The 16,486-nt window shown below is 63.2% G+C and carries 9 protein-coding genes; 3 read left to right on the top strand and 6 right to left on the bottom strand.

What is annotated here, in order from left to right; genetic code table 11:
• Positions 1-2 precede the first annotated feature (2 nt).
• Genes DSC91_RS03385 through DSC91_RS03360 form a run of 6 tightly spaced genes read right to left on the bottom strand, consistent with a single transcriptional unit; the run spans position 3 to position 13,794 of the window.
• Positions 3-839, bottom strand: coding sequence for a LolA-like protein (locus DSC91_RS03385; protein WP_115776826.1), 837 nt, complete (start codon positions 837-839; stop codon positions 3-5).
• A gap of 26 nt (positions 840-865) precedes the next feature.
• Entirely contained in the window at positions 866-1,705 is an 840-nt protein-coding gene (locus tag DSC91_RS03380) for a LolA-like protein (protein WP_229758270.1), read from the bottom strand.
• Between the two features lie 40 nt (positions 1,706-1,745).
• On the bottom strand, positions 1,746-2,264 hold the full coding sequence (locus tag DSC91_RS03375; RefSeq protein WP_115776825.1) for a hypothetical protein: 519 nt from the start codon (positions 2,262-2,264) through the stop codon (positions 1,746-1,748).
• A 13-nt stretch (positions 2,265-2,277) separates the two neighbouring features.
• Positions 2,278-10,548: a choice-of-anchor Q domain-containing protein gene (locus tag DSC91_RS03370; RefSeq protein WP_162831324.1), complete on the bottom strand. Its 8,271-nt coding sequence runs from the start codon at positions 10,546-10,548 to the stop codon at positions 2,278-2,280.
• Positions 10,549-10,565: 17 nt separating this feature from the next.
• A complete protein-coding gene (locus DSC91_RS03365) occupies positions 10,566-12,218 on the bottom strand; it encodes a multicopper oxidase family protein (protein ID WP_115776824.1) in 1,653 nt (550 codons plus the stop codon).
• Positions 12,219-12,228: 10 nt separating this feature from the next.
• Positions 12,229-13,794: a multicopper oxidase domain-containing protein gene (locus tag DSC91_RS03360; protein ID WP_115776823.1), complete on the bottom strand. Its 1,566-nt coding sequence runs from the start codon at positions 13,792-13,794 to the stop codon at positions 12,229-12,231.
• A 432-nt stretch (positions 13,795-14,226) separates the two neighbouring features.
• Here DSC91_RS03360 and DSC91_RS03355 point away from each other — a divergent pair, with 432 nt between their 5' ends.
• From DSC91_RS03355 to DSC91_RS03345, 3 genes are all read left to right on the top strand, one after another.
• On the top strand, positions 14,227-14,616 hold the full coding sequence (locus tag DSC91_RS03355) for a DUF6232 family protein (protein ID WP_115776822.1): 390 nt from the start codon (positions 14,227-14,229) through the stop codon (positions 14,614-14,616).
• Between the two features lie 146 nt (positions 14,617-14,762).
• Positions 14,763-15,107, top strand: a complete 345-nt coding sequence (locus DSC91_RS03350; RefSeq protein WP_115776821.1) for a hypothetical protein — start codon at positions 14,763-14,765, stop codon at positions 15,105-15,107.
• Positions 15,108-15,371: 264 nt separating this feature from the next.
• Complete coding sequence (locus DSC91_RS03345; protein ID WP_115776820.1) at positions 15,372-16,475, top strand: hypothetical protein; 1,104 nt, start codon at positions 15,372-15,374, stop codon at positions 16,473-16,475.
• Positions 16,476-16,486: the final 11 nt, after the last annotated feature.

Below are 16,486 nucleotides of genomic sequence, written 5' to 3'. Positions count from 1 at the left end.
GGCTAGGGGCTCGTCCGGCTTAGGGCGGGCGGCATCGGCGGCGACGGCTCGGCGTTGACCGACACCGAATTGTGCCAGCCCTGCGAAGCCGGCTTCGCGAACATCGTATCGTCAAGCGGCGGATTGAGCGACACCTTGTCGATCGTCAGCTTGTCGCGCTTGCCGGCCGCCGCCGCACCGCTTTCGATCGTGAACGGTATCTGCAATCCCTCGACGTCCTTGTAGTCGCTGTACTTGACTTCCACGGTGACCGGCCCGCGAGGGCCCCGTGCCGCACGGTCGTACTTCACGTCGAGAAAGCTCTGTGCGTCGACCCACACATGACGGGTCACGCCGGAAGGCAACTTCACGGCGAGGCGGTAAGCATCGTGCCCGTCTACCTTGTCGATACCGTCGAGCGTGACATCGACACCCTTCGCCTGATGGTCGATCAGCAACCCGTCGATGACCTGCTCGTCATGCGCGGACTTCAGCTCGTCCATGGTGTACGGCCGCGCTTCCCCACCGCCCGTGGCGCTCGGACTCACCTTCCAGCCCTGTTTGCCGTTGAATACCCGGACAGCCCGCTGGTTGAGCACGGTCATCTCGAAGCGTGTCTTGTTCGGACGTTTCAGCGCAAGCGCGAAGGGCAATTCGTCCGAGGGCGTATTCGCACTATCCACGTGCCCGACCCACACCATCGTCTGGATCTTCCTCCAGGCATCGAGACCGCCCCGCGCGGCGATGTTTTTCTCGACGATCTGGTCCGCACTCAGATCGCGCCCCTCCGGTATCTGCTCGCTCGCGTACACCGCCGCCGTCAGGCAGCCGACGAGCATCCACAATGCGATTCGTGTCATGGCAGTGGACCCCGCACGGATGTTGGCTAATGGCTGGTGGCCGGTGCCGGCTGGTTCGGCACTTTGGCCATCGCCAGTTGTGGTTTTGCAAACAGCGTGTCGTCCGTCGGCGGATTCACCGTGACATGGTCGATCGTCAGCTTGTGCGTCGGCTTGACGCCGCTGACGACAGTCTCCAGCGTGTGCGGAATGACGAGTCCATTTTCTTTCTTGTAATCGCGATAGAAGATGGCGACGTTGTGCATCCGCCCGTCGAGCTTGCGTGGTTCGCCGTCGATCTTCAGTTCGAGAAAACTGCTCGCGTCGATCCAGATACGGCGCGACGTATTGTCTTTCTCCGTCACCTTCAGAACGTACGCGCGATGCCCTTCCACTGATTCCACCCCCAGGGCGTCTACCCGTGAGCCCTTGCTCGCATAGTCGATCAGCGGCCCTTCGAGGTCAGCGGACGCCGCAGCCGATTTGGCCTCTGCGGGGGTATACGGTTCGACTTCGTTGCGTCCGAGGAAGGGCCTGACCTTCCAGCCCTGGGCGCCGTCGTAGACCTGAAACGCCGTCTGCTCATTGAAGCGGACCTCGAAGCGGCTCTTGTTCGGCCGCTTCATCATCATCGTGAACGGCAGTCTGGTGTTCTTCTTGCCGCCGGCTTCGATCTGCCCGGACATCGTTATCGTATTGACCGCGTGCCAGGCCTGAAGCCCACCGCGAGCCGCGACATTGCGCTCGACGATCTGCGCCGCGCTCATATGACTCGCCGCCGCGGCTTGCGCCGTTCCCGCGGCCGAGGCCGCGTATGCGACCGATCCCGAAGCCAGCACACCGGCCACCGAGGCCGCCGAAATCGCCTTCAAAATGAATCGAGACATGAGTCACCCCCCATTTGTGTTGCAAATCGCCTTACCGCGATCATTCGACGATCAGTCCGTCGACATGAAGCGAACCGATGAATACGTCGACGCGCTCGCCGGCCTTGATCGGACCGCCCTTGTTGGAAAACACCATCCAGTATTCCCGGCCCGTTTCCAGCGGACCGGTCTGACGCAACTGACCGATCTTGTCCATGACCGGAATCTCGAGCACTGCGTGGCTCGTTTCCCCGTAAAGATAGGCGGTCGCGGTCTTCTCGCCGAGCAGATGCGCCGCCACCGGATCCGTCACGCGATAACTGAAGCGAATCAGATTGCCCGATGCCGTGCTGCGCACGCTCAGGTTGTCGATGCCCTTCATCATCCCGTAGTAGTTCTTCGCATGCTGCGACATGCTCACCGGCAAATACGGCGAGTGCCTGAGCGTAGTCGCCGCCGGCGGTTTGGGCGCCGCCGGCGGGCTCTGCTGCGCCGCGGCCCCTTGAACCAGGGCCGCGGCCAGACACACACTGCTTGCGAACAGCACTGCCGGCGGCATCGTGGAGGAACGAGGTTTCATTGCCGCGCCCCTCTCACTTGACGACCGGCGGCAGCGTCTGCGCCGGGTTCAGCGGTACCGCTGCCGGCGGTGTTACGGGCAGCTTCAGTGCCGCTGCCTGGGCGAGGCCGAACAAACCGAGCAGACCATCCGACGAGCCGCCCAATGCGAGTGGATCGATCGGTGTGCCGCCGCCGAACAGGCCTGGCTGCACATACTCGACTGCGCCGATGTCGTACGCGAGACCCTGCGGCCGCGACGTGCCGAAGATGTCGTGATTCGGCGCACCGCTCGCCGTGCCGGCATTGATGGCGGGCGAACCGGCATTGATCGAGTAGTTGCCCAGCACCACGTTGTAGCCGGTCATGCCCGACGTGAGCGACTCGTTGAACAGCGACAACGGACCGTACGACATGTTGATCCACTGGTTGCCTTCGTCCGGCGTCGCCGACGGCATCAGGGTGAACAGCGGATTCGGAAGAACCGTATCGGAGATACCCGGAGGCACCGTGATGCCGATTCCGCCTGCTTCCGGCGGCACACGTGAGCCGTTGCAATACTCGTGCACCACCGCCGGATTCAGATTGCTGTTGTGCGCCCCCGGATAGTCGCCGGCGTCAGTCAGAATCGAATACTGCGGGTGCATCGTCAAAGCCGCCTGACGATTGCTGGCCGAGGTGTCGCCGAACGCGCCGATGTCCCAGTAGACTGCGTTCGGATCGCAATAGCCTGTCGCCTTCCCCGCCTGATTCAACGACGGATTCAGCGTGACCGCGTTCTGCAGGCCGGCGATATTCGGATTCTTTCCTCCCACGGTGATATAGAACGTGCGGTTCTGCCAGAACACATCGTTGGTCAGCACCGGGTTCGAGAACGTCGTGCAGTTGGGCAACCCCGCCGGACACGCCACGTTCGGATTGGTGAACGCGACGATGAAATTACCCGTGTGGCGCGCGGTTTCCAGCCCGGCCGGCTCGAAAGTCGACGTCGTGATCGGAGAGCACGTCGTTTCCGATCCCACCGTCGTGCAGTTCGGCGGCCCGACGTTGGCCTGCGCGGCCGCAGCCGTGTTGAACAGCACGCCGGCGGATGCTGTCGAGTCGTTGGCGACGACCGTGTTGTTGATGAAGCTCACGGCCACCGCATCCTGCAGGGAGACGCCGCCACCCGCCCACCCGGCCACGTTGTTCGCGATGATGTTGTTGGTCACGCGAACCTGATACCACGCGTTCGAGTTGCTGGGACTGCGTTGCACCTCGGTGCCGTTGATGTTCTGCAGCCGCAGGCCACCGCCCTTGCCGCTTTCCGCCGTGTTGCCGACAATCAGATTGCCGTCGATCACAAGGCCCGGGCCCACGCCATCCGACAACTCAGGCGCGCAATCGGTGTCCACTGTCGCGTTCTCGCAGAACGTGCCGTCAGGCGGTACGCCCTGGGCGATCACGCCGCCACCGTACGTGGGCAGCGTCGGGTTGTTGCTCTGGTTGAACAACACCCAGTTGTGCGAGATGTCGCCGTTATAGCTGAACCCGAAGTGCGCGACACCGCCGCCGTCGCCGGCACTCATGTTGCCGCAGACCCAGTTGTAGTTGAAGTGATAGTAGTCGGCACCGGTGCAGAAGGTTACGCCACCCGCTGAAGAAGGCGTATTCGAGTTGATTTCGTCGCCATACGAAGCATTCGACGTCACCGAGTTGTGGTGAACATTCACATGCTGGTTGAGCAGGAACGGCAACTGCGTCACGCCGTTCGCGGCAATGGTTGCTTCGGCCGTTTCGACCTGGCCTACCGTGATGCCGCCCGTGAGCGTCCCTGCGTTGGCGAAGACACGGTTGTTCGAGACCTCCGTATAGTGGTTCCAGCCATGCAGGAAGATTCCGCCGCCGCCTTGCGAGCTGTTGGTGAAGGTTATGCCGTCGATACGCGACGGATTGCACAGGAAGTTGCTCGGGTAGTTCACGCAATCCGGCGGGTTCGGCTGGAACAGCGTCGGGCCCGCGAGCGGCGTGCAAATGCCGTTCGCCGTGCAGTTCGGGTCGGGTTGCGGCACGCCGTTCACCGTCACGTCCTTCACGCCCTTGGCGAGCACGGTAATGGCCGCACCTTCATACGCGCCCATCAGCGTCGGCTCGATCAGCAGTTCGGCCAGGTTGCCGTTGAGGTTGAAGTCCCATCCGGAAGCGGGTTCGAACGGTATCGCATCCACCTTGCGCTGCATCGCGGTCGAGCAGGAATACGTGCCGGTCGGATCGTACGGATTGCTCGACGAGATCAGACCGCCGTTCAATGCGTCGCCGAAGAGACAGCCAACCTGTCTGCGCCATGGGTCCATCTTGCCCGACGGGTGGGTGTTCGCGTTGACGGTCACCGCCGTCGCGCCGACACCTTGCAACCGGACCGGTTTCCACATCAGCAGCATTTCGTTATAGACGCCCGGACCGACGATGATCATGTCGCCCGGGGTGGCCTTGTCGATCGCAGTCTGAATCGCGTTGCTCGAGGCGTTCTCGCCGTTCACATAGGTTGGCGTCTTGCCGCCGATCGTGACCGTGACGGTGTCGATCGAGCGCTTGCCGTTACCCGCCGTGATGACGAGTTCACCGCAGAACGTGGGGTTCAGCACATTGCGCTGCTGGATCGTGCAGCTCGACTGCGTCGGCAGCAGGATCGGCACCAGCACCTTGATCTGCGTATCGCTCCATGACTGCACCGGAGCATTCACGCCGCCGATCGTCACCGATCCCGTTCCCCGAGTCGCACCGAAGCCATAGTGCCGCGTGAGGAACTTCTGGTTGAACGGTGCGGCGGTCGCGGCCGGACCCGTGTAGGCATGGTTCGGCACCTGCGCATTGCCTTGCGCGTTGATGGTCAACGTGTGCAGCGGAGCGCTGACCCACGGTCCGGAGCCGCCGCTGATCGCGTCGCCCGTTACGCTGGAGATCGCCGGCGTGGCGTCCGGGTACGCGCAGTCAGGCTGGTTGTAGCCCTCAGCGAAGGCCGAGACCGGCACCACTGGCGTATCCATGTACTGGGTCTGTCCAGGCATGAACGGGATCTCGTAACAGAACTGGCTGTACGCCGGATTGAACAGAGGATCGCGAATCGTCTGGCCGGGATGCGCCGGATCGGGCATATCGGGATCGTTCATGCAAGCGACCATCATCGTCGGTGCATAGCCCGTGGGGTTCGGCGGGTTGACCTGCCAGGTCGAATAGTTCAAGCCGTTGAAGATGCCCCATTGATCCGAATACGTGCGAGCGACTTCGTTGCCGGCGAAATCCTTCATCGAGATCGGCACGTTCGGCACCGCGAACTTTTCGCCGAATTGCGGCGAATACGGGTCGAACTCCGATGAGAAGTCATCCAGCATGAAGCCGGTGTAGTGCGCGGCGACGTGCGTCGAACTGAAGATCCAGAACTTCGCCAGTGCGGTCATCTGCGGCGACACTGTCACTTCCTTGCGGTCGCACAGGTGCCGCGAAGCGCCCGCGAACGGCGAGACTTCCTGCGAGCCCGGGAACAGGCTGATGAAGTCGGGCACGATGCGCAGCTCACCGACACAAGGCCAGAACTCTTCGATGCTGCCCGTGTCGCCCTCATTCCGGGGGTAGGTGTTGGAGCCGAGATCCTGGGTCGGGTTCTGCGGATTGTTCCGGTTATAGGTGGAATTCACCGCAGCCTGGTCGGGCAGGATGAAGATGGCGCCGATGCCGGCGAACTGCTGCGTGACCGGGGCAATGTAGTTGTCGCCGATCAGGATGTTCTTGTCTTCCTCCTTCACCAGTTCATAGCCCGGCGGCACGATCACTTCGACCACGTACTTGCCGGCAGGCAGCATCTGCGTACCGTCTCCCGAAGGATTAGCCACACAGACGGTGCAGTTCGTCGCGGTCGGTTTGCCGCTGGTCGGATTCCGGCCCGTCACGCTCGGGAATTTGTACATCCCGTCGTACGGCGCGGGCTGCAGCTGGTTGAACGCGTGCATGCCGTCGTAGCACTTGAACTGCGAATTCGCCGGCAATGCACGATGCTGCGCGTCGAGCCATTGTGTGGTGTTCTTCAACGTGAAGAAGAACGGGTCGGTCGTCTCCTGTCCCGGACAGTTCATGTTCGGCACGCCGTCGGAACGGAAGCCCTGCGCCCAGTCATCCCAGCTGGCGGTCTTGGTCGTGTCCACCAGCGTCAGGCTGGTGGTGCCGTCCGCCGCGGTGCCCTCCTGATACAGGTTCACCGTGACGTTCGGCACGTCGGGCGTCCACTTCGTGTGGATCAGCAACGAAGGATCGTCGAACGGCCGCGTCGATGCATAGATGACTTCGCCCCTGATGCCGCCGTTTTCAGTCGCGCCAAACTGCGCCTTGCCGAACTCGATAAAGGAGCTCTGCCCCGAGAAGCCCTGCCAACCCATCGTGGTTACCCACGGCGGATCGACCCGGCCAGTCGACGGATTCGTCCCCGAACGGTCCTTGCAGTCCGCATCGTTGCAATACACCGCCCCAGGCACGCGCAGGTTCGTCGGCAGATGCGCCGTCGCGGACTCCAGCGTGTTGGCGTAGTTGGCCGCGATGGTCGAGGTGCCGCCGCCGGGTGTGCCGTCGGGCGGGCCGCCCGCGTCGTAGACCACATGTACGCCGGTCTGCTTGAAGCGGGTTTCGTCGGTGTCGACAACGTACCAGTTGAACAGCGGGAACACTTCGTTGAACGATGCATAACCGTTCAGGTCGGTGTTGTTGAAGTTCGAATAGCTGCCGTCGCGGAAGCGGACATTGGTCGGAACCAGCGGAAGCCCCGGGTCGCTTGCCTGCGAGACACCTGTGCCGTTCAGATCCATGAACGTCCTGGTGTAGAGATTCGTGTGCCATTGGAGCACCGAAATATCCCCGACATCCACAGTCTGGCCACCCGCCAGTTGCACCGCCGTCGCAAGCCCGTCGACGATCTGATCGTTCCATTGATCGAAGATCGTGATTCTGAACGTGCCCGCGGGCAAGCCGCTAAAGCTGAACGTCCCGTCGGCATTGCACTTCGTGAACGACATATCCTCGCCGTCCGGATCGCCGACGCTGACATAGCACTGCGTGAAACTCAGCGACGTGCGCGAGCCGGCGCCATACAGATTCTCGTTCGGCGGACGGCTGTAGTGCAGGTTCGTCACCCTGCCCTTGAGACCATTGTTGCACGTCGTCCCGGCGCAAAGGAGCGGCAGGCGAGCATTGATGATCTTCGGATTGGCAAAGCCGATCGCCACGTGAAAGCCTGCCGGCCCGAACTCCTGGAAGTACGCCGGTCCACCGACCTTGATGAACGCGTCGTGTGCCTTCTGTCCGTCAAGCGTGTTCGTCTGCAGCCATTCCTCTCCTCTGCCGATGCGATCAGCCGCCGGCGTCGCGACGATGCCGTACCGGCCGGGCATCAGGTTGGCAATGATCGCCTGGCCGACGAGCGGCGAAATCGTCTTGCCGTCCGACTCGAATTTCGGACACGTCGGGACCATGCCGACGAGACCGTCGGTCGAAGTCGAAATCGGGCAGGCATTGAGTCCCGTGCTCGGATCGATTGTGCCTTGCAAGGAATTGGACAGCGGCATGTTGAACATGTCGTAAGTCATCTGTCCGGTTGCATCGCCAGTGCCGCCCGCGTCGTCCCACAGCTTGATTTCGAATCCGCCAAGCCCTGGTTCGCGCGCCGTGCCGAACGTGTCGGTGCCGCCGCTGACATCCACTTCGCCATTCAGCGGAGCGTCGTCCTCGAAGACGAACACCGAAACCTTCGCGGTCGCCATCGGCGTCTCCTGCAACAGCACGTTGACGCTGGTCTGTCCGGGTGCGATCGGCGCGCCGCCCATGGTGTGGCCGCACTTACCCGTGCCCGGCGCAAAATCCGCGCCGCCGGGACCCGACGGGCAGTCCTTTGAAATATCGAACTGTCTTTGCGGCCCGGTCGGGTTCGCCGGATTGACCGGTTGCGGCAAGCCCGCACCGTTCCCAAAGCTGTTACCGGCGTCACCCGGCAAGATCGAGATGTAATAGTGCTTGGTTGGATCGAGCGACACCTGCGCCGGATTGACCGGCACCTGTTGCGCAGCCGTCGTGCGGCACACGCCGTTGCCGATATCGCACACTGCCGGCAGGTGCGAGTTGCTCGCCGGGTCGTACACCGTTTGCCCCGACTCGCAGGCGACCTTGCCGACACAGCCTGCCGCCACGACCGGCATGTAGCTGGTGTGGAAATTCGCGCCGAGGCTGGGAACCGGCAGCGGCGGGCAGGTAGCCGGACGCGTTGCCGCAGTCGTCTGGCATGCGGGATCGATCTGGAAGGTACGGTCTTCCTCGATGATCCAGCGGTAATCGGCCAGCTGAACCGGAGTCTTGCCCGGCGCCGTGCTCGGCGCGTCCAGCGGCTTGACGACCAGTCCGCTGCCGCCCTTGAACGTCACCGTCACAGTTGCGGCGGTACTCGACGTGTTCTGCGAATTCTTTGCCGTGTATTTGAACGTCATGGTGGCAGTCGCACTGCTGCCGACCGGCGGCGTCGTCGGAATCGCGGTGAACGACCCATCCGGATTCAGCGTGACGGTCCCGCCTGTCACGGCACCCGAAATCGCGGCGGTGAGCGGCAGCCCCTTCGGATCCGAGGCATTGGCCAGCACGCCGGGCGCGCCGATCTGCAACTGCGACGCGATGTTGCTGACGTAAGTGCCATTGCCGGCCACCGGCGGGCCAGACAGACAGCCGTTGCCGGCGCTGCAGGCCGATAGCGTGACCGTCGCCGATACCGCGGGATTGCCGTTGGCCTGATACACAAAGCTGTCCGCTGTCGTACCGGCATTCGGCACATAGACAAACGTGCCGTCCGGGTTCAGCGTCAGCGCGCCGCCGGTGGTGGTCGTCTTGACCTCCACGCCGTATACATTCACGTCCTTGGCTTTCACGCCCTTGGCCGGGTCCGACACGGTCAACGTGGCGCCAGGAATAAAGAAGTAAGTCGAGGAATTGGCGATCGCATTCTGATTCGCGGCCCCTGCCGTCGGCAGCGTGCCGCCATTGACAGCGACGTAACCCTGCATCCCGCCGTCACGCTGATTGTTGGTGGACAGGCTCAGCTCACGGTCGAATACCGGCAGCGCCGTGGCGCCCGTAGCCGGTGCGTTGATCATCACGTCATAGGTCTTGCCGGCCGCCAGAAAAACTTCCGACTGGACTCGCGTACTGCCGGGCAGCACGTTGCCGTCTTCGGCGATCAGCGAGAAACCTGACACAGCAGGATTGCCTGTTTGTGTACCGACTATCGCCGGAACGTGCATCCGCAAACCGGCGTTCACGAAACGCAGGAGCACCTGGCCCGTCGCGACAGGCGCGGCGGCGGCAAACGAAGACCCGCCGGGATTGGTCCGGTCGAAGGCGACGCCGTTGATCAGGTAGTAGCGCGGATCGTAATTCACGGTCGGCGGATAGCAGGTGCCGAACGCCGTCGACTTCGAATCGCCGCAGCCTCCGGGTTGACCCGACCACGCCAGGGTTTCGCTGAAGCCGGTCGTCGTCACCGCCGCGGCAACAGCCGTGTTTTGCACGGGATCGATTTCGCTCAGCACGAGCGGTACGTCGGCGTCATAGCAGATAGCCGGATTCGTATAAGCCTGATATTGCTGCGACGCCACCGGGCAGCTCACGGTGCCGCCGACCGGCGCCTTCACCACCAGCACGCCGTATAGTCCCATCGGCCCCTGGATCGACGGATGCGTGCCCGACTCGATCAGATAGGTGCCGGGGCTGAGGTTGCTCCAGGTGAGCGCGGTCGTCTTGCCGGTCGCCACCTCGGTGGCGAACGACTGGACGCGAGGCCCCTGCGCGGGCGGCGTGAAGGTCGCGCCGCTCGCGCTGCTGGCAATCGGCCAGGTGGTCGCGGTTTGCGTCGGATGCGGCGGACTCGGCATGCTCGTCGCCGTCGTCCCCAGGCCGCCACCCAACTGCCCAACCACGACGAGCGAGGTCGGCACGGCGCCGGGCAAGCTATTGGTGAGATTGATCGTCAGCGGTCCTGGCGGCACGGTGATCACCACGGGCGACCAGCTCGCTCCGGCGCCCGGATTCGCCGCCGCACAGGTCGCCGGCGCAACCGCAGCCGGCGTGCACGTGTAGCCCCACATCGGCACCGCCTGCCCGTCGGGCAACGTGGCAGTCGCCGCCTTCGCCGTCAGATTGACGACTTGAGCATAAGACAAGCTGCTGGCAGTCAGCAAAATGGACGCTGTGACCCCTGCCTTGAACACGTCGAAGAGGGTCGCCTTAAACTGAGTGGTTCTCATCGCGCTTCTCCCCGCCTCTAATTAGATTCGTCAATCAGGAAAACCTGTGGATCGACGAGCATCATCATCATCATTCCGCCTGGAAAGATGTTGTTCGTGGTGATCTCGCGCTCGTTATGCGAGTGCCACATGAATGCGAAGCCTGCTTCTGTCGTGGGTGGATTCACGACCGTCCCGCTCGGCGGCGTGGTCCCGGTGGGCGCAGTGGCGCGTACGGTCGCGTCGGGCCCGAGATAAGGACTGCCGCCATACCAGAAGCCGTTGGTCAGCACGTGCGAGTCCGGCAGGGTGACCGGCCCGCCGCTACCCACGTTGCCGAACGGATGCGCTTCGAGCGCCTTGCCATGATCGGCGCACCACTCGTAGTAATTCGGCGCAAGCGGGTCGGCCGTGTAGTAGCCGTTCACGTCCGGGATGCAGACGACCGGCTTGCCGAGATAAGCCGCGTATTTCGGATCGGTATCGGTGTACAGGTCCCCGGGCTTGTGTCCGTAGACATCCCAGTTCAGACCTCTGCCCGTCCAATAGAAAATTCCGTCCATCGTGAGGCCCGGCGTCGTGGTCGTCGTGAACAGCAGCGGTCCGGCCACCTTGGTCGGGTCGGTCTTGCTCAGGATCATGTTTCCATCGCGCGCCAGCACCCGCACGTGATTGCCGTGCTCGTGGAACGGATGCTGCCAGCGGCCGGTGCCGATGATCCGCAACAGCACCAGTTCACCCGGGTGCATGTGCGGATTGCCGTTGTAGGGCTGATGCGGATACTGCACCGCGTAGTTCGGATCCATGTCGTCCGGCATCGAACGGCCGTTGACCATGAAATAGGCCGGGTGATAGGGCTCCGTCTCGACAGTCATGCAGCCGTTCGGCGCCGTGCACGCATTCGCCGCCTGCTGTTCCACTTGCGTATGAATGCGCGGATCAATTTCGGAGAACTGAAAAAGATACTCACGATCGTAACAGGCGGCGCTGTGGTTATAGGCCGCGCCGGCGTTGCGGAAGTCCGGTTGCCCATCCGGCAGCGTCGCCGCAACCGCGCGGCAACCCGTCGGCAACGCAACCGTGCCGGGCGACGAAGTCGGCAAAACGATGATCGCACCGTACAGACCCATTTCGATCTGCAGATCGCCCTGCGTGCCGCTGTAGTAAGCATGCGTGCCAGGCGTCGCCGCGACGAAGCTATACGTCACCGTGGCGCCGTGGGCGGCCTCGCGCGTCAGCAATCCCGGCGAACCGGTGAGCGCGGCAGGACAGGTCCCATCGGCGTTCAGCACCGCGGCGCAGACCTGGAATCCCGGGAAGAGGATCGACGTATTGCCCGCCGCCGCCGGCAGGTTATTGGTGAGCGTGACCGTGACGACGTCGCCCTGCTTGACGATCAGCGTCGGACCGGGAATCTGCATGCTCGGACAGTTCGCGCCCGCGATCGTGGACGGCGAAAAGCCGGCCGGCGCCGTGCGGCATCCATAGCCCCACGAGTAGACGCTCGCGCCGTCGGGCTGGGTGATGCGGTTTGCCTCGGCGCTCAGATCGAAGTGCGTCCCCGTGATGCCAGGCGCGGCGGCTTGCGCGTGCATGCAGACGAGCGTGGCGAGCATCGCCGCGCCGAACCGTGCAAACCGCCCAAGACGCGCGAGCGTGGCGATCCATGTGTTTTGAGTGATGTGTCCCACGGCTCTTCTCCTAGGTGCAGGACTTCGTGGTCGGGTTCACGGCGTTGCAGATGTGAACCTCGGTCATCAAGCCGCCGAAGTTCTCCTGGTCGTTAGCCAGGTGATCGAGATTCGGCGTGTACAGGTAGTAGATCGCACCCGGCTTATATTTCGTCGTGTCGCTGGCGTCGAGGATCAGGTCCAGGGATTCGCCGCCCCCCAACGTGATCGAGTTCGTGTTGTAGGTCAGGTCGTTGCCTGACATGTCGCGCAGCAAGCGGGCGTTGATAGCAATCACGTGCATCGGAATGCCAAGCGAGGCCAACGTCTGATACTCGGTGACGTCCAGGTCCGAGATCCGCAGCAGCGCCTTGCCGCCGGCCGGAATGTTGATCAGCGTCGGCAGCGGTTGCGAAAAATGCGGTGTACCGTCGGCGACCTGTGTCGACAGCGGGTTCGGATTCACGGTGTCCGGATAGCTGCGTCCGTTCAACATGAAGAGCTTGTCCTTCATGTCGGTGAACGGCTCCGGATTGAACGTCATGCCGATGAAGTGGAAGTTCGGATCGAAGCCGTGTATCTGCACGGGATACTCGACGTCGTAGGCGGTCGAACCGTCGCCGTCGTTGTACGCGTACAGCGTCGGCGTACCGCTCTTGTTGTTCACGTGGAGAACGCCGTTCGAAGGCGGCAGCGGCGTCGTGCACAGAATGTCGGTGCCGCATGCCGTGCGCAGATCCAGTTGCTGCTTCTGCAGCGAGCTGTACAGCGACGCGCCGGCGGGAACGCGGTTCTGCCGCGGCCGCACGAAGATCTGGCCGACCATGCCCATCTGCAAGTGTTCCGGTGGCGTGATGTGGCAGTGCCAGAAGTAGGTGCCTGCATCCGGCGCGAGATAGTAGTACGTGAAGCTCGCCCCGATGTTGATCGCCACCGACGCGTCCGGCACGCCGTCATAAAACGACGATGCGTTCGGGTAGCCGTGGAAGTGCACCGTGTGCCGCTCGAACAGGTCGGGGCGCATGATCATCCCGACGTTGGTCAGCGTGAGGAAGAACTCGTCGTCCTCGTCGATCGCCATCATCGGCGCCGGCTCGTTGCCGTTCATCACGCCGATATCCATGATGGGTCGTGGATCGACGTGGCCGGTCAACTGGCCTGGGGGCACGGAATCCGGATCAGGCACGAGGCCGACCGCGCCGTTGTAGGTCGGGTCCGACCTTGGATCGCCGACGGTGTTGAACACCGAGGCGAACTCGGTGCCGGGATTACCCGCCTTGATGTCGGCGAGCCCGGACAGCGGGCCGAAGGCGAACAGGTAAGTCTGCACGCCGTTCGCCATCGTGGCGTAACCGTCACCGCCCGAGATCTGCTGGCACTTGATCGCGCCGTTGATGACGCCTGTCGACGTCGAGGTCTGTCCGGTGTAGGACGGCCCGGTGTAGGCGGGCTCCCCTGTACCGGGCGGCAGCGCCGTCGGATGCGCCGGCGTGGTTGGCGGGCATTGCACCCGGAACGACTGGCCGAACGAGGGAACTGCGAATAGCAGGAACAGCAGCGCGGCAACACTGCTGCGATAAGCGCGGGTACTGAACATATGACCTCCGTCCCAGGGGTCAGCCTGCGCGATACGCGCCGGGCGTCATGCTCTACTGCGAATGCGGGCCGGTTACGTTGTGACACCAGCCCGTATCTGGATTCTGAACAAGAGCGAGGTAGCCTGGGATGGGTGACCCCCCTACACTTGCGGTAGGGCAAACCCAGCGACGCTCTTCAGATCTGGCTGGCCAAGGTAGAAAAAGGAGCCGTGCGTCGATCGCGTCTCGCACCGGGTCGTCGGATCCTCGGCCGAGGCTGGCGGGCGAATCGGATCGACTCGATTTCTTTCAATTTACTTTCATAGACGCTCGGTTGCAGACCGGCCTTTCGAGTGGTTCGGGCTTTGGCAAACTGCGTAAAGGCACGCGCCGGAAGTAGTCAATCAAAGTCTGGTACGCTGCGCCCTTTGCTACCGCTTGCATTGAACCCGATGGAAAACCCTTTCAACGATCGCGGCGTGTCGGTCACGCGCAATGCACTCTCATCGGCCGGCCAGGTCTTTCCGCTGCGCGACATCGTCGACGTGCAAGTCGTGACCGTGCCGAAGAACAAAATCCTGCCTTACACGATCTCGCTCGCCGGACTCGTCGGCGCTATTGCCGGCGGGATATTGCGCTCGCCGGCCGGCCTGGTTTGCGGCACGATGCTGATCGTGGTCGGCTGGCTCACGTGGGCGACCCAGGACATCACGCATCGTCTGATGGTGCAGACCGCGAATGGCCTGCGCGAAGCGCTCATGAGCACCGATCGCGAGTTCGTCGAGCGCGTCGCCGCAGCCGTGCACGAGGCAAAGACGGTCGCCGCGGCGCCCAAGGCCTGAGCAGCCGCCGTCCGCAATACGCCAGGCGTTGCGCGTTAACACAAATTTGATTCGCGGTGTGGCAGCTTTTGCGCGTCGTTGAGGCGTGCGTCGCTAGAGTGGTTGAGTGTCAACAACGCGCGCCGCCTCGCCGAATCGGCGCAATCATGATGCTCACGTCCGTAGCAACGTCCGAATTCTCCGTCTCGCGTGCACCGCGCGAATCGCGCCTTCCCCGCCGCACGCATGTCGTCGTTCCGCTCGTCATCATCGACGTCACCGTGCCCGGCACGTCGTCGGCACATGGGCGGCGCGCATTGCACACGGCTCTCGGCGACGATCTGCGCCTCTACGTCGTGACCGTCGACCAGCAACACGAGCGCGTGACCTTTCGTGTCGAAGTCACCTCGCGCAGCCTCGACGACGTGATCGGCCTGCTGACCACCGCCCTCGACCGCGCCACGCTCGGCCGCGCGCAAGCGACCGTGATCCGTCGTCCGCGCGACTATTGACCTAGATCAATGCTTGCACGGACAACTGGCTAGCGGCCGCCCAAATCTTTACACATCTTTGCAATTGCCCGCGGGTGGGCGTGTAGAGTCGCCGCTCCTGTTATCGCGTGTTCCCTCCCGCAGGCCCCCGCAAGCGTCCCGGTTTCCCCGCCTACGCTGCGGCAATCCAGTGAGATTGCCGTCAGTGCTGTTCGAGCTGTCCAAGCCGCAGCTCACCATGCATCGCCTTCGCCAGGGACCCGCCTTTTTGCAAAGCGTGATCCTATGTTCCTGTCGTCTCTCGATGCCGTACGCCGGTATGTCCGTCCGCATTTTCGTTTTCAGTTTCGTCATTCAACGGCAGCGGCGCTGGTCGCGGCCGGCGCGCTCGCCGCGCTGACCGGCTGTGCCGTCACCTTCCCCACCCCCACGCCGCCGGCGCCCAAAGCCGCGTTGATCAACGGCGGCAACGACGGTCTGCTGATTCCGCTGCACGTGGAGCGGGCCGACGAAGATCACGCGCGCCTCGGCCTGCCAGTCCAGCTCGACGGCAAGCCGCTTTACATGGCGCTCGACACGGGAACGCAAGGCGCGCGGGTGTTGAAGTCGGTACTGCCCGGTTCGGGCTATGCAAGCGCCGGCGGCGTGACGTCGTTGTCGTTCGCGAACGGCGTGGAGATTCTCGGCCCGGCCGTCAAGGTGCCGTTCAGCCTCGCCGGCACCACCCCGACGCCGATCGCCGCGCAAGCGGTAGACGTCATACGCTGTCTGCCGAACGCACGGCGCTGTGTGGGAATGGACGGCTACACCGGTGAATTCGGCTGGGCGTTTTCCGGCATCGTCGGCGTCGGCGCCGCGCAACCGGGCGATAGCTGCTGCACGCAACCTTTGCGCGCGTTGCCCGGCAACATCGGCCAACGCTATCTGGTGCACTCGAATTTCGCGAAGCCGTACATGGTGTTGAGCCCCTCGAGCAGCATCACCAAGGACTACACGATGGTGCCGATGACAGTGGCGGAAGACGGAACAGCGCAATGGCCGCGAGGCTGTGTGAATGTGGGCGGCAAGATGACCTTCTGCGCGCCGTTGGTGTTCGCAACCGGCAGCACCGGCATGATCCGCCTCGAAATGGACAAGGCACCCAATTGGACCGGTGACGGCGATGTCGGCAATGTGCTCGATCAGGGCAACTACGAGACGGCCATCGGCAGCGGCCCGTGGGTGCATCGTTACGAGAAGGCACAAGTCACGATCGTCAAGGCGAAGCCGGACGCGAACCGCATCGTGGTCGGTTTGATGGCGATGCAGAACATCGACGTGCTGTTCGATTTCCCGCGTGGGCAGTTCGGTTTGTATGCCGCGAAGGAGAGCGAAGGATTCGCCCCGTGATATGCATCGGT

Origin of the sequence: Paraburkholderia caffeinilytica, assembly GCF_003368325.1 — a bacterium.
Taxonomy (GTDB): domain Bacteria; phylum Pseudomonadota; class Gammaproteobacteria; order Burkholderiales; family Burkholderiaceae; genus Paraburkholderia; species Paraburkholderia caffeinilytica.
The sequence above is the reverse complement of the archived record's forward strand: the minus strand, read 5'-3'. Positions and strand labels throughout refer to the sequence as shown.

Coding starts and splice junctions, on each gene's coding strand:
- DSC91_RS03385 (WP_115776826.1), bottom strand. CDS start 839: ATGACACGAATCGCATTGTGGATGCTCGTCGGCTGCCTGACGGCGGCG.
- DSC91_RS03380 (WP_229758270.1), bottom strand. CDS start 1,705: ATGTCTCGATTCATTTTGAAGGCGATTTCGGCGGCCTCGGTGGCCGGT.
- DSC91_RS03375 (WP_115776825.1), bottom strand. CDS start 2,264: ATGAAACCTCGTTCCTCCACGATGCCGCCGGCAGTGCTGTTCGCAAGC.
- DSC91_RS03370 (WP_162831324.1), bottom strand. CDS start 10,548: ATGAGAACCACTCAGTTTAAGGCGACCCTCTTCGACGTGTTCAAGGCA.
- DSC91_RS03360 (WP_115776823.1), bottom strand. CDS start 13,794: ATGTTCAGTACCCGCGCTTATCGCAGCAGTGTTGCCGCGCTGCTGTTC.
- DSC91_RS03355 (WP_115776822.1), top strand. CDS start 14,227: ATGGAAAACCCTTTCAACGATCGCGGCGTGTCGGTCACGCGCAATGCA.
- DSC91_RS03350 (WP_115776821.1), top strand. CDS start 14,763: ATGATGCTCACGTCCGTAGCAACGTCCGAATTCTCCGTCTCGCGTGCA.
- DSC91_RS03345 (WP_115776820.1), top strand. CDS start 15,372: ATGTTCCTGTCGTCTCTCGATGCCGTACGCCGGTATGTCCGTCCGCAT.